The organism is Sneathiella sp. P13V-1 (assembly GCF_015143595.1).
GTDB lineage: Bacteria > Pseudomonadota > Alphaproteobacteria > Sneathiellales > Sneathiellaceae > Sneathiella.
In genome coordinates, this window is the sequence record NZ_WYEU01000002.1 from 121395 (window position 1) to 146207 (window position 24813).

Here is a 24813-nt window from a genome sequence, read left to right on the forward strand (position 1 = left end):
GAGGCAATATGAAATTGCTGGATCGTTTGCCTGAAGTCGAAGGTCGCCTTCGCGAAGATGCAAACCTCTCTAAGGTCACCTGGTTTCAAGTAGGTGGCCCTGCGGATGTCCTGTTCAAACCCAAAGGCGAAGGTGATCTTTCGAACTTTTTGAAAAATACACCAGCAGACATCCCGGTTTTTGTTTTGGGTGTTGGCTCAAACCTGCTGGTTCGGGATGGAGGATATCGGGGCGTTGTTGTGCGTTTGGGACGTGATTTCACGGGCATGGATGTGCTGGATGGACATAAAGTCCGTGTGGGCGCGGGGGCGCTTGATGGAAATGTTGCCCGGTTCGTGGCGAGCCATTCTTTAACGGGGGCTGAGTTTCTGATTGGTATCCCTGGTTCTATCGGCGGTGCCCTTCGTATGAACGCAGGTGCCTATGGCTCTGAGGTCAAAGATATCTTTGTAAGCGCCGTTGCCTTAGATCGACAGGGCATGCGCCATGAGCTTACAGCGGCAGATATGGCGTTTTCTTATCGCCATTGCGGTATTCCAAAAGATTGGATTTTCACGGAAGCAGTATTTCAATTGCATCCGGGCGATGAAGTGGAAATATCCAAAGCCATGCAGGAAATAGCTAAGAACCGCGAAGATAGCCAACCCGTTAAAAGCCGTACAGGGGGGTCTACATTTGCAAACCCTGAGGGTAAGAAAGCGTGGGAGTTAGTGGACTCTGTGGGTGGCCGTGGCCTAACCATTGGTGGCGCACAAGTCTCTGAAAAGCATTGCAATTTCCTGATCAACAATGGTGATGCAACGGCAAGAGACCTGGAGGCTGTTGGGGAAGAAGTTCGACGTCGGGTTTTTAAGGAGCACGACACACTGCTCCGTTGGGAGATTGTTCGAATTGGCGAAGAAGGTAGCGTAGAATGACCCATGTAGCAGTATTGATGGGAGGCTGGTCAGCTGAGCGGGAAGTGTCCCTCTCAAGTGGCGAGGCATGTGCAAATGCACTTGAGCGAGTTGGCTATAAAGTTAGCCGTGTCGACGTTTCCCAGAATATTGCTGCCGTTCTGACTGAGCTGCGACCTGATGTCTGTTTCAACGCTTTGCATGGCAGATATGGTGAAGATGGCACCGTTCAGGGGCTTCTGGAAATTCTGGGTATTCCTTATACACACTCTGGGGTTCTCGCATCCGCGCTTGCCATGGACAAGCCAATTGCCAAAGAGATTTTTGCAGCTCATGGTATGGATGTGGCAAAGGGGCGGACTTTTACCCGCCAACAGATCCTTGAAGGGGAAGATTATCCGCTACCGCTGGTCATTAAACCGCTGAACGAAGGATCCAGTGTGGGGGTTACCATTTTGCTTGAAAATGAAAATCGCAAAATGGTGGACATTCCTTGGACCTTTGGCAATGAAGTGCTTGTTGAAACCTACATCCCTGGCCGTGAAATCCAGGTGGCTGTTATGGGAGATCAGGCGTTGGGTGCAGTAGAAATTCGCCCTCTCGGTCGTTTCTACGATTATGAAGCCAAATACACTTCTGGCAAGGCGGAACATCTCATGCCAGCACCGCTATCCCCTGAACAATATGAAGAAGTGCTGGAGTTAGGGCTACGGGCTCATCAAGCGCTTGGATGTCGGGGGGTGAGTCGAAGCGATTTCCGTCTTGATGACTCCGAAACGGGAGATGGAAAATTCATCATTCTGGAGACGAACACTCAGCCCGGAATGACAGAATTGAGTCTGGTGCCGGAGATTGCACAACATGCCGGGATCAGTTTTGAGGAACTGGTTCGTTGGATTGTGGAGGATGCCTCATGCGACCGATAAAAGTTGATCAAAATGATCGGCCCGTCCAAAATGCGCGCGCAACGAAGAAGAAACGAGTGCGTAATAAAAAAAGGTCACCAAATCAGGCCAGTATTTTGACAAAGCTAAAGTCATTTTCCATTCCGTTGAATTTCAAGTTTTGGAAAAGTTCAACCCAGAAAAAACGCACATCTGGCAAAGTGAAACGGCGTGTTGCCCCTTCTTGGGGAAGGTTTGCTGTGATTGGGGGATCATTAGCTGCTTTGGCTGTTTTAACCGGTTTTGTCGGATACCTGATGGTGCGTGACGCCTGGATTTCAAAAACCGGTATCTGGTTGGATGAACAACGGACTGCCGTCATCAAAGGAGCCGGGCTGGTACTTGCTGAAGTAAGTGTCGTTGGACGCAATAGAACAGATGCATCGGATCTTCTTGCCGCCTTGCAAATTGACCAAGGAGACAACCTTGTAGATTTCGACCCGGCGGAAGCCCGCCTTCGCGTTGAAAAACTGGGGTGGGTGGAAGAAGCAGCAGTTATGCGGAAATTCCCTGACGAGATTTTTATCCGCATACAGGAGCGTAGGCCTTTTGCAAGATGGCAAATGGATGGAAAAACTGCTGTCATCGACAGAAAAGGGGTTGTCGTTTCCCGAAAAACAGAAGCTGAGTTCGCGCACCTTCCAAAAGTTGTTGGCGAAGGGGCCAATGAACAGGCTGCTGAGCTTTTTGATATGCTAGCAGAAAAACCTGCCCTTTTCACACGGCTTCAATATGCCGTGCGGGTTCGAGATCGCCGCTGGAATCTGGAATTTGATAACGGCGTAAAAGTGCTTCTTCCCGAGGAGGGGACGGTTGCCGCCTGGACGCAATTGCATGAATTGCAGCAATCGCGAAAAATTCTGAATAAAGGTGTACTCGCGATTGATCTCAGGGCATCTGACCGGATGTTTGTCCGCCTTCGTGAAGGGGACGCTGAATTTTTGAGAACTGCGGATAGCGGAAGTAGCTAAGTAGAAAACGGCTATAGAGAAGGTAATTTAAGGAAATGGCCACAGGACGTAACGGACCTATTGCAGCGCTGGATGTGGGAACAACCAAAATTGGTTGTTTTGTAGCTGTGGAAGAAACCGGTGGTTTGCGCATCAAGGGCGTTGGGCATCAGGTCGCTCGCGGGATGCGGGCGGGGTCTATTACAAATATGGAAATGGCCGAGGATTCCATTCGCTCCGCCGTTGATGCTGCTGAGCGTATGGCCGGAGAGACTATTCGTGAAGTCTATGTCAGTGTGACAGCTGGGCAACCAGCATCGCAAACTGTTGAAGTCGAAATGTCCATTGGGGGACAGGAAATTGGCGACAAGGATCTAATTAAAACCCTGAAAGAAGCGCAAACCGGATATAAACCTGAAAACCGGACTGTTATTCATGCGTTGCCTGTTGGGTACAATGTTGATGGCAATAAAGGGATCAGGGATCCGCGGGGCATGTTTGGCGATCAATTCGGGGTCAGCATGCACATGGTTTCAGTCTTGAACAATCATGTTCGGAACCTCACCACTTGTGTTGAGCGATGCCATCTTGGTGTGGCGGGGCTTGTATCTGCCCCCTATGCAGCAGGACTTGCCTCGCTGGTTCAGGATGAAATGGACCTTGGCGTGACCGTTATTGATCTTGGGGGCGGTTCAACCTCATTTGCAGTCTTCTATGACGGTGAGATGGTTTACAACGAGACAATTCCAGTTGGCGGTACCCATGTCAGCAATGATATTGCAAGAGGATTGTCAACGACACTTGCCAATGCTGAACGTATGAAGACTCTCTATGGTAGTGCGCTCGTTAGTTCATCAGATGAAAAAGAGATCATTGATGTCCCCTTGATTGGGGAGGCAGAACACCATGTTGCCAACCATGTTCCGCGCTCGATGCTGGTTGGTATTATCCGCCCAAGAATAGAGGAAATACTGGAAATTGTCCGTGATCGATTGCTTGCGTCGGGCTTTGCAAAAGTAGCCGGAAGGCGTGCAGTAATCGTTGGCGGGGCTTCTCAACTGGCAGGCGTACAGGAGCTTGCCGGACGTATCCTGGACAAGCAAGTTCGGATCGGTAAACCAATACGAGTAAAATCTCTTCCTGATGCTACCGAAGGCCCCGCCTTCGCTGTAGCCGCGGGGTTATTGTCCTTTGCGGTCAAAGAAAATTTCAATGAGCAGCTGAGCGGCAATTTATTAGAGAAAACCCCGAAAAATCGGCTTTTACGAATCGGAAACTGGTTCAAAGAGAACTTTTAGCGGATAAAAAAATCTAATTTTTTTATCTATATGTAATAAGAAGGGTTCCATTACATACAATATTTGGTATTGTTGGTGTAGCCTGCGTTTTTTAGGAGGGACGTGCTGTGGGGATTAATTTATCAGTACCAGACCAAACTGAGCTTAAGCCTAAAATCCTTGTATTAGGAGTAGGCGGAGCCGGTGGGAATGCCGTAAACAACATGATCCGCTCCGAACTACAAGGGGTTGAATTTGTTGTGGCCAATACGGATGCGCAAGCGCTGAAGCAAAATTTGGCCGAGTCCCGAATTCAACTAGGAGCTGAACTGACTGAAGGGTTGGGCGCAGGATCCAAGCCACATATCGGTGCGAATGCTGCGGAAGAAGCGGCCGAAGAAATCAACGCCCACATGAAAGGCGTTCATATGTGTTTCATCACCGCCGGCATGGGCGGTGGGACGGGAACCGGTGCTGCCCCAATCGTTGCCAAGGCTGCGAAGGAGCAAGGTATCCTCACTGTTGGTGTTGTAACCAAACCCTTCCAGTTCGAAGGCAATCACCGTATGCGGATTGCCGAAGCTGGAATTGAAGAGCTGCAGAAATATGTAGACACACTGATTATCATCCCCAATCAGAACCTGTTCCGTATCGCCAACGAAAAAACCACGTTCGCTGATGCCTTTAACATGGCTGATGATGTGCTGCATTCTGGTGTTCGTGGCGTAACTGACTTGATGGTTATGCCAGGCCTGATCAACCTTGATTTCGCTGACGTTAATACGGTGATGAGCGAAATGGGTAAGGCTATGATGGGCACTGGCGAGGCTTCTGGCGAAAATCGCGCTATTGAAGCTGCCGAAGCGGCGATTTCAAATCCACTTCTTGACGATGTTTCCATGAAAGGGGCGCGTGGTGTTTTGATTAACATCACCGGCGGAATGGATTTGACACTTTATGAATTGGATGAAGCTGCCAATAGAATTCGTAGTGAGGTTGATCCGGAAGCTAATATTATTGTTGGTTCCACATTTAATACCGAAATGGAAGGCACCATGCGTGTGTCCGTAGTTGCCACGGGTATTGGCGCGGGCGAAGCCCTGCAGCCGGTCGCACCAAATGTAACCGCACTTCACAAACCAACGGCTTCTGTAAATCCAAATGTCGGGTATGGTTTTGGTCGTTCGGAAACTTCTTCACCGGTTGCTGATATCAGCGCTGCTGGCCTTACAAGTTTTGGTGCCACAACTCCGGATGCACCGGCTCATCCTTTGATGAACGCTTCTGAGGCGTCTGATAATGGCGGGATCAATATTGTAGGAACAACTGAGAGCCTGACGAGTGAAAGCAATCTCGCACGGGAGGTCGAGCCGGACCTACTGTCCGACATTGAAGATGTGTTGGAAGAAAGCTCACAAATTCAGGCAGAGAGTTCCGATACTCAGGACGTCTTTAAGGCACCTCCAGCGATGAAGGTCGAGCGTCAAGCTGAGGAGCGTATCAATCCTGTTGCGCGGCAAAGTGCAGAGGAAGCGGCACAGCCTAAGAAGAAACGCAAAGGTCCTAGCCTTTTTGAACGGATGACTGGTGTGGGTCGATTGAGCCGCAAAGTGGAAGCTGAGCGCAAAGAAGCAGGAATGGAGCAGCCTACCGTTCGCAAAGAGCCAAGTGCGCCTATTAGCAAACCTGCGGCATCTGCTACTGAGGCTCCGAAGCGGGAAACTCCAGTTCAGAAAGAAGAAGCATTGACACCTCCCTCTGTTAAAGTGGAGACCAAATCGGAAGATGAGGATCTGTTGGATATTCCTGCATTCCTTCGTCGTCAGGCTAACTGATCCAGAGCGAATATTATTAAAGGGGGGCGCTGTAAGGCGCCTCTTTTTTTTATGGATAATGTTGAGTGGCCAACAAATTTTAACCTTTGTTTCATTATAGAAATAATTGGTAACAAAAGGTGATTTGTCTTCTCAAAGGGTAATCTATACACATAAAGTCACAGAAAACTGTCAAGCAGGTAAGTGACTTAACATGATGACATATCAGAAAACACTTCGGAATAGCATTAGCTGTACAGGCGTTGGGGTGCACGGTGGTCAGGTTGTAAATATGACCTTGAAACCAGCCTCTGTAGGTACTGGTGTTATGTTCCGCCGAACTGATGTCGCTCCTGAAGTGGCGAATATTCCTGCCCGCTTTAACACTGTTACAGAACTTGTCATGTGTACAACAATCGCAAATGAAGCCGGCGTCAAGGTTGCAACCATTGAACATTTGATGGCTGCTCTGTCCGGAAGTGGTGTTGATAATGTTATTGTTGAACTTGATGGGCCTGAAGTGCCTGTTATGGACGGCTCCTCCGCACCCTTTATTTTCCTTATTGAATGCGCGGATGTTGTCGAACAGGATCAGCCGCGTCAGTACATCAAGATCTTGAAAGAGGTAGAGGTTCGCGAAGGGGATGCCGTTGCAACCCTGACACCTGCTGACAATGTATCTATCTCGTTTGAAATTGATTTTGATAATAAGCGCATTGGTCAACAACAATGCCGCTTTAATATGAGAAACGGCACTTTCAAGAAAGAGCTGTCCCGTGCACGGACTTTCGGTTTCTTGAGCGAATTGGAGCAACTCAAAGCGATGGGTCTTGCAAAAGGTGGCTCGCTTGAAAATGCGATTGTGCTGAGCGGTGAAGATGTGCTGAACGAAGAAGGTCTTCGCTACGATGATGAGTTCGTTCGCCATAAAGCATTGGATGCCGTGGGAGATCTTTATCTCGCCGGTGCGCCAATTATTGGTGAATTTAACGGTTATCGCTCCGGTCATGCGCTAAACAACAAACTGCTGCATGCTGTGCTTGAGGATAAAGATGCATGGTGCCTGACGACAGAGGCGCCGTTGCGTAATTCTCAGGTTGGCGGTGCCTACTGGCCGGAACAGAAAGCCGCGGCACCTGCGATGGCATGAGCCTTCAAATAATTCAATAAAAAAGGCACGGTGTAATCCGTGCCTTTTTTTGTGCGCTTAAGGGGTGTTACGCAGTTTTCCGTTTTCTTTCGCGTCCAGCCAGACTTTTGATTAGGCCACTTACAGCGGAGCGAACAGCAGGTTCGTCAATTTCACTGTAATTGCGGACCAGTTCGATGGTTGAGCGGTTCTTGCCGCCATGTTCCATTGGAGAGCTTGATGTGAGGGGCTCTAGCTGATCAAAGAAATAAGAAACATCTACTTCAAGTCGTTGTGCGATTTCATACAGACGACCTGCACTTACACGGTTGGCGCCAGTTTCATATTTCTGTACCTGCTGGTAAGAAATTTCAAGGGCTTGAGCCAGATGTTCCTGTGTAAGGCCCATCATCGTACGTCTCTCTCTGATGCGTTCACCGACGTGATCATCAACCCGTTTGGCGAGTTTACTCATTAGCTGGTACCTTTCTATTTTACTGAGGGCTCTGGAAAGCCCATAACAACACATTACTCTAGATATAGGGGTAGGAGGTCAGCGCTAACTAAAGCACCAAGCGGAATCTTCACGTGGAAGTTGGTGGTTTAATTCTCGTTTCCCTCGTGTGGATCGTAACACATCTTTAGATAAAAAGGAATGCTCTTAAATACATCTTATGATTAATCCTTATATATTAAATACTTAGGGTGAAGCGTTATATGCAATTTTAGCTAAATAATGAAATAATTGTGAAAAAGGTTCATCATACAAATATCTTGTAACAGCGCTTTTCAAGTGCGGGTTCATTGGATAAAATGCCTGAAAATAACCGCTTTGCCTTGGTAGGAAAAATGCCGCTCCGGAAACTTAAAAATACAGTGCGTTTAGTCGCCATCCCCTTGTTATTCAGCGGGTTTCTAGCTGCCTGTAGTAGCGATGACGCGGTTGAAGACTATCAGGAAGAAGCTGTGCAAGTGCTCTATAACAGGGCTCTTGTCCAACTTAATAATGAAGATTATTTGCTTGCGGCACGCAGCTTTGATGAAGTGGAGCGTCAGCATCCATATTCTGTGTGGTCCACCAAGGCGCAATTGATGTCCTCTTTCGCCTACTATCAAAGCAATAAATATGATCAGGCAATCCTTGCGGCGGATCGTTTTATCGAATTGCATCCGGGAAATAAGGATGTTCCCTATGCTTATTACCTGATTGCGATTTCCTATTATGAACAAATCACTGGTGTAGGGCGCGATCAGAAAGTGACACGGCAAGCGTTGGAAGCCTTGCAGAAAGTGGTGCGCCGTTTTCCAAATACGGAATATGCCCGCGATGCCCGGTTGAAAATTGATCTGACACGGGATCATTTGGCTGGCAAGGAAATGGAAATTGGACGCTATTATCTAAACTCCAAGCAATATGTCGCAGCTATCAATCGCTTTAGGCAGGTCATTGAACGTTTTCAGACAACGACCCATGTGCCGGAAGCCCTGCACCGTTTGACAGAAGCCTATTTGGCCCTTGGTGTGACCGATGAGGCGCAAAACGCGGCGGCTGTTCTTGGCTATAACTTTCCGGGAAGTGAATGGTATCAGGATTCCTATGCGCTGCTTGACGATAATTATCTAAAGCCTGAAGTGGACGAAGATTCCTGGCTGGTGAAAACCTGGAAAAAAGTTTTCTAGGTGACATGGGCTGATGCTGGCGTCCCTCTCAATCCGCAATATTGTTCTGATCAACAAGCTGGATCTATCCTTCGCTGAAGGCCTGTGCGTTTTAACCGGTGAAACCGGGGCAGGTAAGTCCATTCTGCTGGATAGTCTTGCACTTGCTCTCGGCGCACGTGCAGATACGGGTTTGATCCGTGCAGGTCAGGAAAAAGGAAGTGTGGCAGCGGAGTTTTCCTTACCCGCTGATCATCCTGTATATGGAATGCTGGAAGATCTGGATGTGGCGCGGGGTGAACCGCTTATTCTTCGGCGAACTATCAGCTCCGATGGTCGTAACAGGGCCAGCATTAATGATCAGGCTGTTAGCGCTGCGCTTCTCAGGTCTGTCGGGGATGGACTTGTAGAGATACATGGACAGAATGCTGAGCGTGGGCTGTTGGACGCCCGTGGTCACCGGACCGTACTTGATGTTTTCGCACAACTTGAAAAGACGCTTACTTCTGTCCGGAAATCATATGAAACCTTTGTGGATCTGACAGATAGATTAGCTCAGGCAGAAGACGAAATGGCCCGCGCGCGCGAGGATGAAGATTATCTTCGCCATGTGGTCGCAGAACTTGAGGAGCTCTCACCTGAAGAAGGTGAGGAAGAAGTTCTTTCTGAAACGCGAGCAAAACAGATGCACGCGGAAAAGATCGCAGAGGCACTACATGACGCAAGTAAGTCCCTCACTGATAATGGCGGGGTCGAGGGAAAAATCAGAACAGCGACACGTGCAGTGGAAAGAGTGTTGGATAAGGCGGGTGATAGTTTAGGGCCTGTGCTTGAAGGACTTGAGCGGGCGGCAATTGAACTATCTGAAGCCGTGATGACGATTGATGCTGTTGGCCGGGACCTTGATATGGATCCAACAGCACTGGAGCATGTTGAAGAAAGGCTTTTCGCCTTGAGGGCCGCCGCCAGAAAACACAAGTGCGACGTCTCTGCTCTTCCCAGCGTATTGGAGCAGTTTCAGGAAAGGCTGCGTGCCGTTGAATTTGGAGATGCTGAAATCCAGCGTTTGAAGGAAGAAGTTCAAAAGGCGCGCGCTGACTATATAGAGAAGGCAGAAGCGTTGAGAGCCCAGCGGATCAAAGCGGCGACCAAGATGGACAAAGCAGTGATGGCTGAGTTAGAGCCTTTAAGGCTTGGGGCAGCCCGTTTCATGACCCGTGTGGAGGAGTTACCTGAGAATTCCTGGTCAGCTACTGGAATGGATAAGGTTGAATTTCAAATCGCAACAAATCCGGGTAGTAACCCAGGACCACTGATCAAGGTTGCCTCGGGCGGTGAGCTTTCACGATTTATGTTGGCGCTGAAAGTGGTGCTCGCGCAATCCGGTTCTGCCCCAACTTTGGTTTTTGATGAGGTGGACCGCGGCGTTGGTGGTGCGACTGCGGATGCTGTGGGAGAAAGGCTTGCAAGACTTGCAGATGAATTGCAGGTTCTTGTAATTACCCATTCTCCGCAAGTTGCTTCCATGGGTGATGCGCATTGGCACATTAAAAAACACCAACAAGAAACCGACACTGTGACAGATGTCATTCCGTTGGATGAAGCTGCGCGCCTAGAAGAAGTGGCTAGGATGTTGTCGGGTGCAAAAATTACAGACGAAGCCCGGGCGGCCGCACGTACTTTAATTGAAGGATAATTCCATGGCTGAGAACACCCCCCTTTCGCTACAGGATGCAGCGGAAGAGCATGAGCGCCTGTCTGAATATCTGAAAGAGCAAAATCGCGCCTATTATCAAGAAGATGACCCTAACATCTCTGATGCAGAATATGACGCGTTGATGCTGCAATTGAAAGAGTTGGAAGCGGCTTATCCTGATTTGGTAAAAGCGGACAGCCCTACTCAGACGGTCGGGGCGGCCACTTCGCGCGGGTTTGGTAAGGTTCTGCATGCTGTGCCGATGCTATCCCTGGATAACGCCTTCGATAATGCGGACCTTCGTGAATTTGAAATACGGGTTAAGCGTTTTCTGGGTCGGCCGGTTGATGAAAATGTGGCTTTCTTTTCCGAACCCAAGATCGACGGCCTTTCTGCGTCACTTAGATACGAAAAGGGTGTGTTCGTCCGCGGTGCAACGCGAGGAGATGGTCGGGAAGGTGAGGATATTACCGAAAACCTGAAAACCATTGAGGATATCCCCAAGCAATTGCAGGGAGACAGTATTCCGGACGTATTTGAAGTTCGCGGTGAAGTTTATATGGCGATCTCTGATTTTCAGGAACTTAATGAAAATCAGGCGAAGAAAGATGCAAAAGTCTTTGCCAATCCGCGAAATGCAGCAGCGGGATCACTGCGTCAGCTGGATGTGAAAGTTACCAAAAGCCGGAAGCTGAAATTCTTTGCATACGCATGGGGGGAAGTTGCCGAACTTCCCGGGCAGACTCAAAAAGAAATTCTGGATCAGTTCAAGGCTTGGGGTTTTCAAGTGAACCCGTATTCGAAAGTATGCCTGAATATGGAAGAGGCCATCGAGGCATATAATCAGATCGAAGCAGATCGCGCCTCGCTGGATTACGATATTGATGGCGTTGTGTTTAAAGTGAATCGCCTTGATTGGCAGGATCGCTTGGGCTTTGTAAGTCGCAGTCCGCGATGGGCGATCGCACACAAGTTTCCGGCTGAAAAAGCGATTACCAAACTTCTGGCTATTGATATTCAGGTTGGACGCACTGGGGCGCTGACACCTGTTGCGCGTCTAGAGCCTGTGAATGTGGGCGGTGTTGTCGTCTCCAATGCCACGCTTCACAATGAAGAAGAAATCGAACGTAAAGATGTCCGCATCGGGGATACCGTTGTCATTCAGCGTGCCGGTGACGTAATCCCGCAAATTGTCGAAGTGCAACTGGATAAGAGAGAAGAGGGTGCTGAGGTTTTTGAATTTCCAAAAACCTGCCCTGTGTGCGGAAGCCACGCGGTACGAGAGAAGAACCCCACTACAGGGAAAGATGATGTGGTGCGGCGTTGTACGGGTGGACTGGTTTGCAAAGCACAAGCGGTGGAACGTTTGAAGCATTTCATTTCCCGTAATGCTTTTGATATTGATGGTTTGGGCGCAAAACAGGTGGAGCTTTTCTATAATCTTGAGAAAATCAAAACGCCTGTTGATATTTTCCGGCTTGAAGAAAATGACAAAAAAGATCTTCGCAAGATTAAAAACCTGGAAGGTTTTGGGGATAAGGCAGTCAGTAACTTATTCAATGCCATTGACGATCGGCGCTCGGTTGATCTGGACAGGTTTATCTTTGCCCTTGGCATCCGTCATATTGGTCAAGGTAATGCACGACTTCTGGCGAAGAATTATTTGACCATTGATGCCTTGATGAAAGCTTTCGACGCGGAGCAGACAGATCAGGGAGTCGCCTACACCGAGCTTCTCAATATCGATGGGATTGGTGAAGCAGTTGCCGATGCGGTTAAAGAGTTCTTTAGTGAACCACAAAACCGTGAGCTACTTTTTGATCTTATGAAAGAGGTAACTGTTATTGAATTTGAAGCCCCAGATCTGGAGAGTGAAGTCGCGGGTAAAACCGTTGTCTTCACTGGTTCACTGGAGCTGATGACCCGCGCCGAAGCTAAAGCTCAGGCAGAGAGCTTGGGCGCAAAGGTTAGTGGCTCGGTTTCTGCGAAAACAGATTATCTGGTTGCCGGTGCTAAGGCAGGATCGAAACTTAAAAAGGCAGAAAGCCTTGGTGTTCAGACCCTGACAGAGCAGGAATGGTTGGATATGATTACTAAAGACTGACTTGGAGCGGTTTTGTTGCTTCAATAAGCCAGTCTTTGACGTCACCTGACAGGAGAGGTGAGATCTTTTCTCTCACCTCAGCATGATAGTCATTAATCCAATCGATCTCATCTGAGTTTAGAATGGATGTCTCAATGAGTCTGTTGTCAATGGGTGCGAATGTCAGGTTTTCAAATGCTAATGTCTCCCGCTCTGCTCGGGTTGGGGCTTGGTGATCAACTACCGTCACCAGATTTTCGATACGAATGCCGTATTCACCTGTTTTGTAATAACCGGGCTCGTTAGACAGAACCATACCTTTGGTAAGGGCTACGGTGCTTGGCATTTTTGATACGCGGTGGGGTCCTTCGTGCACGGAAAGGTAGCTACCAACCCCATGGCCCGTACCGTGGTCATAATCCAGCCCTTCTTTCCATAAATGTTGCCGTGCAAGGGTATCCAACTGACTGCCCGTTGTCCCTTTTGGGAAGGCTGCTGTCGCGAGGGAAATATGCCCCTTTAAAACAAGCGTAAACCGCCGCTTCATTTCATCTTTCGGCTCACCAATGGCCACAGTGCGGGTGATATCCGTTGTACCATCAAGATATTGTCCGCCGCTATCCACTAGATAGAGATTTCCGCGCTCCAGCGTTTTGCAACTTTCTTCTGTCGCGCGATAGTGGACGATAGCACCATTGGAACCTGCGCCAGAGATGGTATTGAAACTGACATCTTGAAAATGCTCTCCTTCTGAGCGGAAGGCATATAATACACTTTCAGCTTCCAGTTCATTTCTTTTTCCATCTTGCGCCGCAGCCCCAAGCCAGTGAAGGAACTTGGCCATGGCAACGCCATCACGGATATGCGCTTTACGCATACCTTCAACTTCAACTTCATTTTTCGTTGCTTTAGGCAACAGACAGGGATCCTCTTTCCGTATGATTGTTGCTCCTGCATTCTCCAATTGATCAATGAACCATTGGCTTGCGGAAGTGGGATCTAACTGGACTTTCTTGCTGCCAAGTTCTGCAAGGCGCGCGGTCATTTCCTCTGGTGCCCGAACGGTTACGTCTGGGCTGAGTGATGACGTTACACTGGGGCTTAATTTACCCGGGTTGATAAACCAGTCTGCAGTGCCATCAGCGTATAAAATCACCTGCGACAAAGCGAAAGGTGTACAGGGAAGATCTGCCCCTCTCACATTCAGGAGCCAACACACAACATCCGGCAGGTTATGCAAAACAGCATCAATGCCGTCTTCTTTTAATATATTTGCGATTTGGGTACATTTCTCCGCACTTGTCTGACCCGCAAGGTCATCAGGATGAGACCTCACCAATGCCAGTGAATGAGGGGGGCGGTTTTGCCAAATGTTATCAATTGGATTTGAAGGGAGGGTAAGAAATTCCGCTCCTGCTTTGTCGGCAATGGACTTTAGGTTATTTACAGCACTTTCAGTATGTAGCCACGGATCAATGGCGAACCTACTATCGACTTTCAATGTTTCGAGCAACCACTCGCTCAGGGGCTCCTCGCTCACATGGCGAGGCGTGAAGAGTTTTGTATCCACTTCATTCTGCACCTGTAGCGTATATCTGCCATCCACAAATATTGCTGCGCTCTCCTGTGCGACTGCGGCAAATCCTGCTGATCCTGTAAATCCTGTCAGCCATTTCAGACGTTCAGCGGAAAGTGAGGTTGCTTCCCCATGAAATTCATCAGCCAATGGGACAAGGAAAACATCTACATTTTTCTCCCGCATGGCTTCCCGTAATTCTTCAAGTCGTTGGGAGCTGGCAGGTCGATTAAGAATATCAGCAAGCATTTCATCGCGAAGTTCGCTCACCAGTTCTGAGGCTCTTTTATGCAGAGAATCTGAAATGCCGGGAAAGAAATGCGGAATAAGTTGACTATTGTCGGGGCGTTTTGGCGCTGCAGCAATGGATTTCAGGGTTAACAAAAAGTTATCTTCTGTCCATTTCAGGCCATCTGCTTGTTGTTCTGTATTGATGTCTTTGCATAGCTGTTGAAGTGTGTCGAGCACCGGAATTCCCCGTTATTTCAAATGGTTGCCCTCCCTATATGACCTATCTTAAAGGTAATTTCAATTGGAGCTATGCATTTTCTGCAATGCACCATTTCCAACTTAGCGGGCAGATTTGGCCTCTAAGGCATTGTTTTTTATTGTGTGCGGTGCAATATAAACTTCATCAGGAACAAATGTACGGAGTTCACGATGTTTGCAAGAAATGAGAAATACGGAAAAGCCCTTCACCTGCCATATGGTTTTGAAGCCATCAATGCGGAAAAGAAGAATACGGCTGAGAAGACGACATTTTTCATGAAGCTCATGTCGTACTTCCTACCAGCGAGTGAGGTTCAGTCCATTGTGGATGTGAACCAGCAGCTGGAACTGAATCTGGATCGAGGATTTCTCAATCAGGCAGTTACCAGCGAACTAAGAAACCATGATTCAGCCGCAAACCAGAATGACGGTTTGGTGACTGAAGAGAAAATTGCTTAAATCAAGTCAGGCCCGCGTGACCTGCATTGTAGGAGAACACAAAATGTTCAGCTTTACTGAAAAAGATCTGGATGCCGTTGCCCTGCTGCGGCCTATTACAGCAAACAACAACAAAATTGATATCGAAGGTGCAATTGCCAACGCACATCAACTGCGTAGCGCATATTTCACAGCAACCTTCAAAGCAGTTTTTGGTGCAGTTGCTGATCGTTACAAAACATACCGTGCAAATCAGAATGCAATCGCAACACTGAACGGTATGTCAAACCGTGAACTGGCTGATATGGGCGTGACACGTTCTAACATTCATCACGCAGTACTCGGTGATGTTGTTGTTCGCCCATCGCTGACAAAGAAACTTTTCCAACTGGTTGTATCTGGTTTTGAAGGTTTCCGTCACTGGCGCAGCCAGAAAAACGGTTATGAGCAACTGATGGCTATGGATGCACGTCAGCTGAGCGACATTGGTCTGACACGTGGTGACATTGCAGCCGCTGTAAGTGGTAAAGGCTTACTTGCTAACGACAACTATACTGCTGCTAACGACGAAACAGGTCGTAAAGTCAGCTAAGTAGATGGTGTATAGTTGATCAGAAAAGCCCGGTTTTCACCGGGCTTTTTTTTATGTTCTCTCAAGAACAAGTGTATGCCATTGACCCACGGCATATCGACGTTTTAATGCCAGCCCTTGTAGGCGATAAGCATTGCGCACCATCACTTCCTGTTTTCCGAGCAATCCTGACAGTATAAGTGTTCCATTGACTTGCAGGGCTTTTGAAATTGTAGGTGCCAGGGCAACAAGCGGCCATGCGAGGATATTGGCAACGATCAAATCATATGGTGCTTTTTGCGATAGATAATTATCGTTAAGTCCAGTCGCTTCAATAGCGCGAATTAGCGGTAAAAGTTTGTTCTGGCGCGCGTTTTCATAAGTGACTGTAACGGCATCCGGGTCAATGTCGCTTGCTGTAACCGGACGGCCCCACGCTTTGGCAATCGCGAGCGCCAATACACCGGAGCCACATCCCAAGTCCAACGCATTCATTATATTTTTGCGTTTGTGCAGATCATCAATTGCGTTGAGGCACCCAAACGTTGTCTCATGAAGGCCTGTCCCAAAGGCACGACCTGCATCAATTGTAAGGTCGTGGTAAGAGGTAACCCTGTGTTTCGAGTCATGGGAGCCATGCACGTAAAATCGTCCTGCGGAAACAGGAGGAAGTTGCTTCTGACTTTCGCTCACCCAGTCTTTTTGCTCCAGCGGTGCAAGGGTATAATTTACATCCTCTGGAAGCTGGTCAACAATCCAGCCGTCTGGTTCTCCATCAAAAAGCGCATCCATACGCCAGACACTACCATCATCAACCTCCTCGGCCAATGAGGTGGTGAGGGCATGGTCTTCAAACAGCATTTCCAGCATTTGAACTCTATCCAGACTATCGGATAAAGAAAGTTGCCACAGGTTCGCGGCTTCAGGCGATTTGGACAAAATTTTCCATCACTTTCTTGGTTCCGGCCTTATCAAAGGCGACTTCCAGTTTAATTCCGTCTTTTTTCAGGACGCGGCCATATCCGAATTTCTGATGGAATACTCGGTCCCCTTTTTGAATGCCACTGTTGCCATCGTTGACAGCTTTAGCGCTATTATCAATAAGGGTTTCATTCTGCTTTGCGCGCCGCAATAAAATATCTGACAGATGGCCAGCTGTGCCACCAGACCATTGGCTGGTGCTTGCCGTTTCTGTATCACGCCGGCTGTAAAGGCCGTTTTCGCCGTGTTCAATTAAATGTTCCGCTGGAAGCTCACTGACAAACCGGCTGGCAATAGACGATTGCCATTGTCCATGTATGCGGCGGTTGCTTGCATGACTGATAAACAGGTTCTTTCGCGCGCGCGTGATGCCGACATAGGCAAGACGGCGTTCTTCCTCTAATGCTTGCAGACCGTTTTCATCCAAAGCCCGCTGATGAGGGAACAGGCCTTCTTCCCATCCGGGCAGGAATACAGTGTCATATTCTAGACCTTTTGCCGCGTGCAACGTCATAATACTGACCGCGTCATCATTTTTATTCTGGTCGTTTTCCATGACAAGCGCGACATGTTCCAGAAACTCATCAAGGCTTTCATATTCGGAAAGGGCGCGGACCAGCTCTTTCAAACCTTCAACGCGCTTCGGGCCTTCAGATGTTTTGTCATCCTTCCACATCTGCAGGTAGCCGCTGTCTTCCATAACCTGTTCGGCAAGTTCCGCCGGGGGAATGAAATCTTTTTGTTCCCGCCAGCTGTCGAACTTCTCCATCAGATCTTTAAGGGTCGTATGAGACTTGCCCTTGAATAAACTATGTTCAACCGCATATTCAGCGGCACGTGGCAAAGACATGCCAAGGTCATTGCCGATTTTTTGAAGGGTCTCCAGTGCCTTTTGACCTAAACCTCGTTTTGGCAAGTTATAGATCCGTGCAAAAGCAAGGCCGTCATCTTTTTGATTAATGACCCTAAGGTATGCCAGCATGTCGCGAATTTCTTTGCCTTCATAAAATCGCAGGCCACCGATAATACGATATTGGATGCCCAAAGAGAGGAACACCTCTTCGAACTCACGTGTTTGAAAACTGGCGCGAACGAGGATGGCAATGTCGTTTAAGCTCACTTTTTGGCGTTGCTGTGCTTCGATTTCTTCTGCAACCCATTTGGCTTCGGCTTGTCCGTCCCATATGGCTTTCAAGATAACTTTTTCACCATCGTTATCTTCGGTCCACAAAGTTTTTCCAAGGCGGCTTTCATTGTTATGGATCAGGCCAGAAGCAGCCCCCAGAATGTGGGCAGTCGAGCGGTAGTTCCGTTCAAGGCGGATAACATTGGCGCCTGGAAAATCTTCTTCAAAGCGAAGAATATTGCCGACTTCTGCGCCGCGCCATCCGTAAATGGACTGGTCATCATCGCCCACACAACAGATATTTTTATGCCCCTGCGCCAATAGCCTAAGCAGCAAATACTGTGCAACATTGGTATCCTGATATTCATCCACCAGAACATATTTGAAACGATTTTGGTACTTCGCCAGAATATCAGGGTGCGCCATAAAAATGCGTAAGGGATGCAATAGTAGGTCACCAAAATCACACGCGTTGAGACCCAGAAGCCGTTCCTGATAAATACGATAAAGCTCAGTTGCGCGGCCATGGGCGAAACTGTCCCCATCCGCAGATGAAATCTGATCCGGGGAAAGGCCTTTGTCTTTCCACCGGTCAATGACGGCAGCCAATCCACGTGGTGGCCACTTCTTTACGTCAATGCCTTCATCAAGCAGGATCTGTTTGATCAATCGCAACTGATCATCGGTATCTAAAATGGTATAGTTGGGAGATAGCCCAACAAGTTCCGCATGTTGTCGAAGCAACCAGACTCCAATTGAGTGGAAAGTCCCCAGCTTGATATCGATGGCTTCTGGCCCAATAAGGGCGGCTGTACGCCCCCGCATCTCCTGAGCGGCTTTGTTGGTAAATGTGACCGCAAGAATTTCCCATCCTCGCACATCCTTGGTATTCAGGATATGTGCAAGTCTGGTAACGAGAACCCTTGTTTTACCAGTGCCCGCGCCCGCCAAAACAAGAACGGGTCCATCGGTTGCTTCAACCGCAGCCCGCTGCCCTTCATTCAGGCCATTGAGATAGCTTGTATCCACTGTTTTTGCTTGTGGGGCGGCATCGAAAGCGGCCAGATCAAATTCGTTTTCCATAGGTCTTTGTATATCCTATGGTCGCGTTTTGTTCTAGTCTGTAAAGTGAGACTCAAGCCTATTTATTTTCTTCCTCGTCCCGTTCTTCAAGTTTAAGAAGGGCAGCGTTATACTCACGCAGTAAATCGTGGTAATGAAGCAAGCCAACAAGACGGGTTTCCGTTGCTGTATCGATAACCGGCAAACATTCCACTGCCGCCTCTGTCATGATCGAGAGGGCTGACTTAAGGCTGGAATCCGGAAAAATAACCGGTCCATCTGAATGAACCAGGTTGCCCGCAAGTGCTGGATCTTCATCCGTGTTTCCAAAAAGGTGGGGGCGAAGGTCTGCATATACCAAGCGGCCAACGAATGACTTGTTTTCAGGGTCAATTACCACAAACTTGTCATGATTATGCTGGCTGACGATGTGGCGTAGATCTGTCATATTGGTCGCAAAAGGAATTTCGATGAAGTCACGATCCATGATGCCGCGAACTTGTCGATATTTCAGAAATCGCAGTGCGCGGCTTTCTTTAACGTCAATGTTTCGACGTTCCAGTTGAACCTGGAAAATGCTTCGGTCGAGCAATTGTTTTGTGATGATCGTTGTCACCGCAACGGCCACCATGACTGCGATGGATAATCGGTAGTCGCCCGTTAATTCAAACACGATCAGAATTGTGGATATCGGCGCGCCAAGAACTGATGAGGCTACTGCTGTCATGCCGATAATGGCATATAGTCCGTGGCTTGCAGCCATTTCAGGGGAGATATAGGCGGCAATGATACCGAAGGCCCCGCCCGTCATCGCCCCGACGAAAAGGGACGGGGAGAAAAAACCACCGCCAAATCGGCTACCCGCAGTAATGCCCACTGCAATTGTTTTCACCACAATCAAGGACAGAAGCAGTATTAGATCATATTCTTCTTTAAGGGCCTGGTCCGTTGCTTCATAACCAACACCAATGATTTGCGGAAACGCGAGGGCAATAATTCCTAGAACAAATCCGCCAGCTGCAGGTCTAAAGACGTCCGGGATCTTAAACTTGTTGATCACTTCCTCAGAGAAAGTGATGCTCCAGACAAATAGAAGTGCCACTATGGCGGAGACGACACCCAGCAGAGCAATAGCCGGAAGTTCCCACCATGTGACGATGTTATAGTCAGGAATGATAAAGGCAGGGAAATCTCCAATGTGTATGCGGCTAACAACGGTGCCGACAACAGATGCCAGTACAATAGGAGCAACGGCCTGAGTGGCTAGCGATCCGATGACCACTTCAAGGGCGAAGAACATGCCCGCAATCGGCGCGTTAAAAGACGCCGCAACACCTGAGGCAACCCCGCACCCGATCAGAATTGGATAATATTTGGAAGGAAGTCGCAGTCGCTGCCCAACCTGACTGCCAAGCATTGCGGCAAAATGTACAACAGGGCCTTCCCGGCCTCCTGAAGATCCTGTTCCGAGGGAGACACCGCTTGCAAGAAAGCTGCTGATCCCAACCCAAAGTTTCATTTTTCCTTTTCGAAGGACAGAGGCCTCTATAACGTCCGCAACGCCTTGTATGCGGCGTTCTGGTACAGCGTATCTCAAGAAAACACCTATGATGAGGCCACCAATAACCGGGATCAGCATAATCTGCCACCACGGTAAGTCAGCAGTTCCGCTTACAACTAATTCATCATCGAAGCCGTAAAACAGATTTTGAGTTTCGGCAATCAAGAAGCGGAACGCCAAGGCTCCGTATCCTGCAAGTAAGCCTATGCCGAGGGAGCATAAGAGCAGTTTTACGGACAGGTTGTTCTTAACGGCTCCCGCAGAGGACCAGAGTTTCTTTTTTGACAAGTTAAACTCAGAGAAAAGCATGATGCGTGGAACCTTGGACTATAAGATTTTATTCTGTTTGTTATTTGTGAGTGTTAGCACTACCTGTTTTATGTCGATACTGCAAATCTTTCAACCGGTTGCGAGATAAGGGGCTGCCCATTTCAAAGATGATTTGGAGTCTTTAAGTGGCTTGTACTCACAGCCAATAAAACCGTCATAACCCTGCCTTTCTAAATGACTGAACAAGGGAGCATATGCAAGCTCACCCGTTCCAGGTTCACTCCTTAGTGGGGGGGAGGCGATCTGGATATGCGTTGTCAGAGGTAGATACTCCTGCAACCGATCGAGAACGGTCCCGTAAATGCGATGACAATGATAAAAATCGAATTGTAGTCTCAGGTTAGGGGAGTTGATATCTTTAACGATTTTTGCGGCTTGATCGAAGTCACACAAAAAATAGCCTGGCATATCAATTGGATTGATAGGCTCAATCGTCAATGTGATATCTTTTTGCGCTGCATGTTCAGCAGCCCAAGTCAAGTTTTGGACATACAGGGCTGTTTGCGCCTCTTTGGATATTTGTGAGGAGTTAAGGCCCGCCATAACATGCAGTTGCTTACATCCAAGTGCAGTTGCGTAAGAGATCGCCTGAAAGACGCTTTCTTGAAACTCAGACTGCCTATCGGGGAGGGAGGCAAGGCCACGCTCTCCTTTATCCCAATTGCCGGGAAATAAATTAAACAGTGCTTGAGTGAGATTATGGGCGGCGAGCAATTCTGCCAGCTCTGATGCGGTATATTCATATGGGAATAAATATTCGACGGCATCAAAACCGTCTTCGGCAGCAAGAGCAAAGCGGTCGCGAAAAGGAACTTCGGTATAGAGAAAGCTCAAATTCGCGGCCAGCTTGATCATGGGAATTATCCCTCAGTTTTCTTGATGATTGGTTCCGCGAAAGAGGGGGCCTGATCCCAGGGGAAGAGGATCCATGTGTCCTGACTGACTTCTGTAATAAAAGTATCTACCCGCTGGCGGCCTTTTGGCTTTGCATAGATCGTAGCAAAATGGGCTTCCGGAATCATTTCGCGGACATATTTTGCTGTAATGCCGCTGTCAACCAGATCGTCAACAATCAACCATCCCTTACCGTTGTTTGGAATATCCAGACCTTTAATGATATCGACTTCACCAACGGTTTTATCGTCGCGGTAGGCTGCAATACACACGGTGTCGATGTTGCGGATGTCAAGTTCTCGGGCCACAATCGCCGCTGGGACCAGACCGCCTCGTGTTACTGCAACAATGCCTTCAATTGGTCCGATTTCTGAAAGGCGCCACGCTAGCGCGCGTCCGTTTCTGTGCAACTCTTCCCAGGAGACAGGGAAATATTTCGTATAACCGGCTGGATCGCCCATGTTCACGCTCCTCACATGAAAAATGTTGCGCGGATTTTTATCTCGTTCGTGTGTAATTGAAAACCCCCAAAAATTGGGAAAAGGCTCAAAAGTGCTCTATATTGCCCATATGGGACAGAAAAAGCCGACAAAAGCACAATTGCGCTATCTGATGATGGGGAAATATCAGGCTGGAGGCAAGCTGCCACTTTTTGATCGTGATGGGCAAATGATTAAACCAACCACCATAAAATCGTGCGTTGAGAGTGGGTGGGCGGAGCCGTGGTTTAATAATCCAATTAAGCCGGATTGGTTGGTGTGCCGATTAACGGATGAAGGCCGTCAGCAGATACCAGACTAGATATCAAACGTGATCGCTGTCGCAATTATTGTGATTTATGTAAAAAAATACTGATTTATGCTCGGAAATTGGGCAATGTTTCACTGCGACGATTTGGATATATTCTAGCGGGGGAAATCGTGACAGATTCAATTGAAGGCCTTCTGGCGGCTACAGTTCTTTTCTTGGCAATTCACATTATTCCATCCAGCTTTTTAAGAGGCGCGCTTGTGAACAAAATTGGCGAGCCTGTCTATATGGCTGGCTATAGCATCCTGTCCGGTATTCTGATGGTGTGGATGGTGTTGGCATATTTTGGTGCTCCTTATGGCGATATAATTTGGGAAACCGGAAATTGGGCGCGTTATGCCGCCATACCGTTGATGTTTGTGGCCTCCGTTCTGTTTATTGGCCCGTTTACTGGAATGAACCCAACCGGAGCAAAGGCGCAGAAAACAATTGATAGCGTGGGGGCGTATTCCGGACTTAACGCCATTACGCGTCATCCGATGATGTGGTCTTTTGTGCTTTGGTCAATTGTGCACCTTATGAACAATGGCGATGTCAAATCCATCATATTCTTCTGTGGTTTTGGGGGATTGGCTCTCGCAGGGACATTGTTAATTGATGCCAAGCGTGAAAAAGAGTTGGGAGAGAAGTGGGATGAGTATGCACGCCGTACGTCAAATATCCCATTTGCAGCTATTCTAACGGGGCGTGCCAAGTTGAGTGTCAAGGCATTATGGTGGCGTGTGGCTATTGGCGTTGTAGTCTTTATGGCCTTCTACCACACGCATCTGATGGTGATTGGGGTTTCACCTTTTCCATTTAAATAACCGGTTAATCAGACATTACCATGCAAGTTGTGCTGCCGTGGGCGTACAACTTGCCATTTTCATCCACAAGGCGTGCCTCTGCGGTTGCCATTCTGCGCCCCTTGTGTACGACATGCCCTGTGCAGATAACTTTTCCCATGCCCGGCATCATGGCGCGAATGTACTTAACGTTGAGATCGATTGTCGTATAACGTTCGCCAGCTTCAAGGACGGAATGCACACTGCACCCCAGTGCGGAATCCAGCAATGTCGCAGCATAGCCACCATGTACCGTTCCAATTGGGTTTAAGTGCCCCGCAGCTGGGACGCCTTCAAAAACAACTTTTCCTTCTTCTGCTGAAACAAGATCAAAATCCATGGTGTCACCAATCGGGGCACGTTTTTGGCCTTGGTTAAAAGCGAGGTTTAACTGTTCTAGGCCTGTCAATTTACTTAAGTCGGGGGAGGTTTTCATTTGTCTTCTCTTGTTAGTTTATTTTTTGGACTATGCCTGTCTCATTTGTCAAAATCAATAACGGACATCACACTTTTCTTGAAAAATTTCCTAAATCCGAATAATTTACAGTAAATTATTTGATATACGGAAAAATATTCTGATGAATAAGGTCGATAGAGAAATTTTAAATATCCTGCAACTTGATAGCCGAAAATCCTATTCTTCAATTGGAGAAGTTGTGGGGCTTTCAGTAACCGCGGTTAAGGATCGTATCGACAAGCTGCAGGCCAAGGGCGTGTTCCAGAATTTCTCTATTAAGTTAAATCGAGAGCGTGTAGGTGCAGATGTATTGGCCTTCGTTCAAGTCGCGATTGATCGTCTTGAAGACTGTCAAACGTTTGAAACCGAAATGCGCAACACTGACAGCGTTTTAGAGTGCCATCATATTACAGGGGCATTTAATTATCTTTTGAAACTGGTGGCCCCCTCGATGGCAGAATTAGAGAAAATCCTCACTGATGACATAAAAATCGCTGGCGTGGTCGGGCGCACAGAAACAACTATTGTTTTTTCCTCCCAGAAAGACAGTGCCTTCATAAACTGTGTGAAAATGGGAGAGGGTAATGAATGAGCTTATTATTTTGTTCGCCAAAAGTGTCGGGATTGGCGTTGCTATTGCTGCCCCAGTTGGTCCGGTAGGAGTTCTCTGCATGCGAAGGGCTGTCTCTTCTGGACGGTTGTCAGCTATCACTACGGGGCTTGGCGCAGCAACCGCTGATGCAGTCTACGCATCAATCACCGCTTTTGGCTTAACCGCGATCGCGGATCTTTTGCTTGAGTTTAAAACACCGGCGGCGGCCATCGGTGGGATCTTTTTGATTTTTCTCGGGATTAGAATTGCGCAGTCAGCAATGAAAGGGTCTGAGGTCTCTGCGGCAGGATCCATAAGTACGAAAAACTTGCTGACGGGTTATTTTTCAACCTTTCTGCTAACGATGACCAATCCGGCAACAATTCTCTCCTTCGCGGCGATATTTGCGGGTATTGGTTTTTTGCAGAATCTCTCTGATAAATACTCAGCTGTTTTGCTTGTTGGCGGTGTATTTTTAGGGTCAACAATCTGGTGGATTATCCTTGCCAACCTTGCCACAGAATTAAAGAAACGCCTTGGTGCCAGGTTTGAAAGATACGTCAATTTTCTCTCGGCCATCATTATTGGCTTGTTTGGTGTGCTTGCGTTGGGTAGCCTTTTGCTCGACAATTAATTATTGTTGGGGCTGCAACA

Annotated in this window: 23 protein-coding genes; 15 read left to right on the top strand and 8 right to left on the bottom strand. The window is 48.1% G+C overall.

Annotation, left to right across the window (positions count from 1 at the left end; genetic code table 11):
- The first annotated feature begins 8 nt into the window (after window positions 1–8).
- The 6 genes from murB to lpxC all read left to right on the top strand — a co-directional run bounded on the left by murB (window position 9) and on the right by lpxC (window position 7031).
- Window positions 9–917 (top strand): UDP-N-acetylmuramate dehydrogenase, encoded by a 909-nt coding sequence (gene murB / locus GUA87_RS07505; RefSeq protein WP_227711796.1) that lies wholly within the window; start codon window positions 9–11, stop codon window positions 915–917.
- Window positions 914–1822 (top strand): D-alanine--D-alanine ligase, encoded by a 909-nt coding sequence (locus tag GUA87_RS07510; RefSeq protein WP_193715954.1) that lies wholly within the window; start codon window positions 914–916, stop codon window positions 1820–1822. The genes murB and GUA87_RS07510 overlap by 4 nt, the downstream gene beginning before the upstream one ends.
- Entirely contained in the window at window positions 1810–2811 is a 1002-nt protein-coding gene (locus GUA87_RS07515) for a cell division protein FtsQ/DivIB (protein ID WP_193715955.1), read from the top strand. The genes GUA87_RS07510 and GUA87_RS07515 overlap by 13 nt, the downstream gene beginning before the upstream one ends.
- A 35-nt stretch (window positions 2812–2846) precedes the next feature.
- Window positions 2847–4088, top strand: a complete 1242-nt coding sequence (ftsA, locus tag GUA87_RS07520) for a cell division protein FtsA (protein WP_193715956.1) — start codon at window positions 2847–2849, stop codon at window positions 4086–4088.
- 107 nt (window positions 4089–4195) lie between these two features.
- On the top strand, window positions 4196–5902 hold the full coding sequence (gene ftsZ / locus GUA87_RS07525) for a cell division protein FtsZ (protein WP_193715957.1): 1707 nt from the start codon (window positions 4196–4198) through the stop codon (window positions 5900–5902).
- A gap of 193 nt (window positions 5903–6095) precedes the next feature.
- Window positions 6096–7031 (top strand): UDP-3-O-acyl-N-acetylglucosamine deacetylase, encoded by a 936-nt coding sequence (lpxC, locus tag GUA87_RS07530; protein ID WP_227711797.1) that lies wholly within the window; start codon window positions 6096–6098, stop codon window positions 7029–7031.
- Between the two features lie 67 nt (window positions 7032–7098).
- On the opposite strand, the gene GUA87_RS07535 is transcribed toward lpxC, so the two are convergent.
- Window positions 7099–7485, bottom strand: coding sequence for a helix-turn-helix domain-containing protein (locus GUA87_RS07535; protein WP_193715958.1), 387 nt, complete (start codon window positions 7483–7485; stop codon window positions 7099–7101).
- A gap of 338 nt (window positions 7486–7823) precedes the next feature.
- Here GUA87_RS07535 and GUA87_RS07540 point away from each other — a divergent pair, with 338 nt between their 5' ends.
- From GUA87_RS07540 to ligA, 3 genes are read left to right on the top strand one after another with little or no spacing between them, the layout of a single operon-like run.
- Complete coding sequence (locus GUA87_RS07540) at window positions 7824–8690, top strand: outer membrane protein assembly factor BamD (protein WP_227711798.1); 867 nt, start codon at window positions 7824–7826, stop codon at window positions 8688–8690.
- Window positions 8691–8703: 13 nt separating this feature from the next.
- Complete coding sequence (gene recN / locus GUA87_RS07545) at window positions 8704–10365, top strand: DNA repair protein RecN (protein WP_193715959.1); 1662 nt, start codon at window positions 8704–8706, stop codon at window positions 10363–10365.
- A 4-nt stretch (window positions 10366–10369) separates the two neighbouring features.
- On the top strand, window positions 10370–12469 hold the full coding sequence (gene ligA / locus GUA87_RS07550) for an NAD-dependent DNA ligase LigA (RefSeq protein ID WP_193715960.1): 2100 nt from the start codon (window positions 10370–10372) through the stop codon (window positions 12467–12469).
- On the opposite strand, the gene GUA87_RS07555 is transcribed toward ligA, so the two are convergent.
- The gene (locus GUA87_RS07555) at window positions 12459–14492 is read right to left on the bottom strand and encodes an aminopeptidase P family protein (protein WP_321575888.1); all 2034 of its coding nucleotides are present in this window, start codon (window positions 14490–14492) and stop codon (window positions 12459–12461) included. The two genes, ligA and GUA87_RS07555, sit on opposite strands and share 11 nt — an antisense overlap.
- Before the next feature lie 192 nt (window positions 14493–14684).
- Here GUA87_RS07555 and GUA87_RS07560 point away from each other — a divergent pair, with 192 nt between their 5' ends.
- Window positions 14685–14972, top strand: a complete 288-nt coding sequence (locus GUA87_RS07560) for a hypothetical protein (RefSeq protein WP_193715961.1) — start codon at window positions 14685–14687, stop codon at window positions 14970–14972.
- A gap of 43 nt (window positions 14973–15015) precedes the next feature.
- The gene (locus GUA87_RS07565) at window positions 15016–15543 is read left to right on the top strand and encodes a DUF1127 domain-containing protein (RefSeq protein ID WP_193715962.1); all 528 of its coding nucleotides are present in this window, start codon (window positions 15016–15018) and stop codon (window positions 15541–15543) included.
- A gap of 51 nt (window positions 15544–15594) precedes the next feature.
- On the opposite strand, the gene GUA87_RS07570 is transcribed toward GUA87_RS07565, so the two are convergent.
- From GUA87_RS07570 to gpt, 5 genes are all read right to left on the bottom strand, one after another.
- Window positions 15595–16461: a 50S ribosomal protein L11 methyltransferase gene (locus GUA87_RS07570; protein WP_193715963.1), complete on the bottom strand. Its 867-nt coding sequence runs from the start codon at window positions 16459–16461 to the stop codon at window positions 15595–15597.
- Complete coding sequence (locus tag GUA87_RS07575) at window positions 16445–18712, bottom strand: ATP-dependent helicase (protein ID WP_193715964.1); 2268 nt, start codon at window positions 18710–18712, stop codon at window positions 16445–16447. The genes GUA87_RS07570 and GUA87_RS07575 overlap by 17 nt, the downstream gene beginning before the upstream one ends.
- 58 nt (window positions 18713–18770) lie before the next feature.
- Window positions 18771–20540, bottom strand: a complete 1770-nt coding sequence (locus tag GUA87_RS07580; RefSeq protein ID WP_193715965.1) for a chloride channel protein — start codon at window positions 20538–20540, stop codon at window positions 18771–18773.
- Window positions 20541–20651: 111 nt separating this feature from the next.
- Window positions 20652–21437, bottom strand: a complete 786-nt coding sequence (otnI, locus tag GUA87_RS07585; RefSeq protein ID WP_193715966.1) for a 2-oxo-tetronate isomerase — start codon at window positions 21435–21437, stop codon at window positions 20652–20654.
- 5 nt (window positions 21438–21442) lie between these two features.
- Window positions 21443–21937: a xanthine phosphoribosyltransferase gene (gene gpt / locus GUA87_RS07590; protein ID WP_193715967.1), complete on the bottom strand. Its 495-nt coding sequence runs from the start codon at window positions 21935–21937 to the stop codon at window positions 21443–21445.
- A 109-nt stretch (window positions 21938–22046) separates the two neighbouring features.
- Between gpt and GUA87_RS07595 the strand changes: the two genes are divergently transcribed.
- Both GUA87_RS07595 and GUA87_RS07600 read left to right on the top strand, forming a co-directional pair.
- On the top strand, window positions 22047–22277 hold the full coding sequence (locus GUA87_RS07595; protein ID WP_193716996.1) for a hypothetical protein: 231 nt from the start codon (window positions 22047–22049) through the stop codon (window positions 22275–22277).
- Window positions 22278–22396: 119 nt separating this feature from the next.
- Window positions 22397–23092, top strand: a complete 696-nt coding sequence (locus GUA87_RS07600) for an NnrU family protein (RefSeq protein WP_193715968.1) — start codon at window positions 22397–22399, stop codon at window positions 23090–23092.
- A gap of 4 nt (window positions 23093–23096) precedes the next feature.
- Here the strand turns inward: GUA87_RS07600 and GUA87_RS07605 are convergent, their stop codons facing one another.
- A complete protein-coding gene (locus tag GUA87_RS07605; RefSeq protein ID WP_193715969.1) occupies window positions 23097–23546 on the bottom strand; it encodes a PaaI family thioesterase in 450 nt (149 codons plus the stop codon).
- 142 nt (window positions 23547–23688) lie between these two features.
- Here GUA87_RS07605 and GUA87_RS07610 point away from each other — a divergent pair, with 142 nt between their 5' ends.
- Together GUA87_RS07610 and GUA87_RS07615 are read left to right on the top strand one after the other, a co-directional pair.
- The gene (locus tag GUA87_RS07610; protein WP_193715970.1) at window positions 23689–24159 is read left to right on the top strand and encodes an Lrp/AsnC family transcriptional regulator; all 471 of its coding nucleotides are present in this window, start codon (window positions 23689–23691) and stop codon (window positions 24157–24159) included.
- The gene (locus GUA87_RS07615) at window positions 24152–24793 is read left to right on the top strand and encodes a LysE family translocator (RefSeq protein ID WP_193715971.1); all 642 of its coding nucleotides are present in this window, start codon (window positions 24152–24154) and stop codon (window positions 24791–24793) included. The genes GUA87_RS07610 and GUA87_RS07615 overlap by 8 nt, the downstream gene beginning before the upstream one ends.
- Window positions 24794–24813 lie beyond the last annotated feature (20 nt).

Excerpts from the sequence above, each read along its gene's own strand:
- gpt (WP_193715967.1), bottom strand. The coding sequence starts at position 21,937 with ATGGGCGATCCAGCCGGTTATACGAAATATTTCCCTGTCTCCTGGGAA.
- otnI (WP_193715966.1), bottom strand. The coding sequence starts at position 21,437 with ATGATCAAGCTGGCCGCGAATTTGAGCTTTCTCTATACCGAAGTTCCT.
- GUA87_RS07510 (WP_193715954.1), top strand. The coding sequence starts at position 914 with ATGACCCATGTAGCAGTATTGATGGGAGGCTGGTCAGCTGAGCGGGAA.
- GUA87_RS07515 (WP_193715955.1), top strand. The coding sequence starts at position 1,810 with ATGCGACCGATAAAAGTTGATCAAAATGATCGGCCCGTCCAAAATGCG.
- GUA87_RS07565 (WP_193715962.1), top strand. The coding sequence starts at position 15,016 with ATGTTCAGCTTTACTGAAAAAGATCTGGATGCCGTTGCCCTGCTGCGG.
- recN (WP_193715959.1), top strand. The coding sequence starts at position 8,704 with ATGCTGGCGTCCCTCTCAATCCGCAATATTGTTCTGATCAACAAGCTG.
- GUA87_RS07615 (WP_193715971.1), top strand. The coding sequence starts at position 24,152 with ATGAATGAGCTTATTATTTTGTTCGCCAAAAGTGTCGGGATTGGCGTT.
- GUA87_RS07595 (WP_193716996.1), top strand. The coding sequence starts at position 22,047 with ATGGGACAGAAAAAGCCGACAAAAGCACAATTGCGCTATCTGATGATG.
- lpxC (WP_227711797.1), top strand. The coding sequence starts at position 6,096 with ATGATGACATATCAGAAAACACTTCGGAATAGCATTAGCTGTACAGGC.
- GUA87_RS07610 (WP_193715970.1), top strand. The coding sequence starts at position 23,689 with ATGAATAAGGTCGATAGAGAAATTTTAAATATCCTGCAACTTGATAGC.
- GUA87_RS07535 (WP_193715958.1), bottom strand. The coding sequence starts at position 7,485 with ATGAGTAAACTCGCCAAACGGGTTGATGATCACGTCGGTGAACGCATC.
- GUA87_RS07540 (WP_227711798.1), top strand. The coding sequence starts at position 7,824 with ATGCCTGAAAATAACCGCTTTGCCTTGGTAGGAAAAATGCCGCTCCGG.
- GUA87_RS07560 (WP_193715961.1), top strand. The coding sequence starts at position 14,685 with ATGTTTGCAAGAAATGAGAAATACGGAAAAGCCCTTCACCTGCCATAT.
- ligA (WP_193715960.1), top strand. The coding sequence starts at position 10,370 with ATGGCTGAGAACACCCCCCTTTCGCTACAGGATGCAGCGGAAGAGCAT.
- ftsA (WP_193715956.1), top strand. The coding sequence starts at position 2,847 with ATGGCCACAGGACGTAACGGACCTATTGCAGCGCTGGATGTGGGAACA.
- murB (WP_227711796.1), top strand. The coding sequence starts at position 9 with ATGAAATTGCTGGATCGTTTGCCTGAAGTCGAAGGTCGCCTTCGCGAA.
- GUA87_RS07605 (WP_193715969.1), bottom strand. The coding sequence starts at position 23,546 with ATGAAAACCTCCCCCGACTTAAGTAAATTGACAGGCCTAGAACAGTTA.
- GUA87_RS07575 (WP_193715964.1), bottom strand. The coding sequence starts at position 18,712 with ATGGAAAACGAATTTGATCTGGCCGCTTTCGATGCCGCCCCACAAGCA.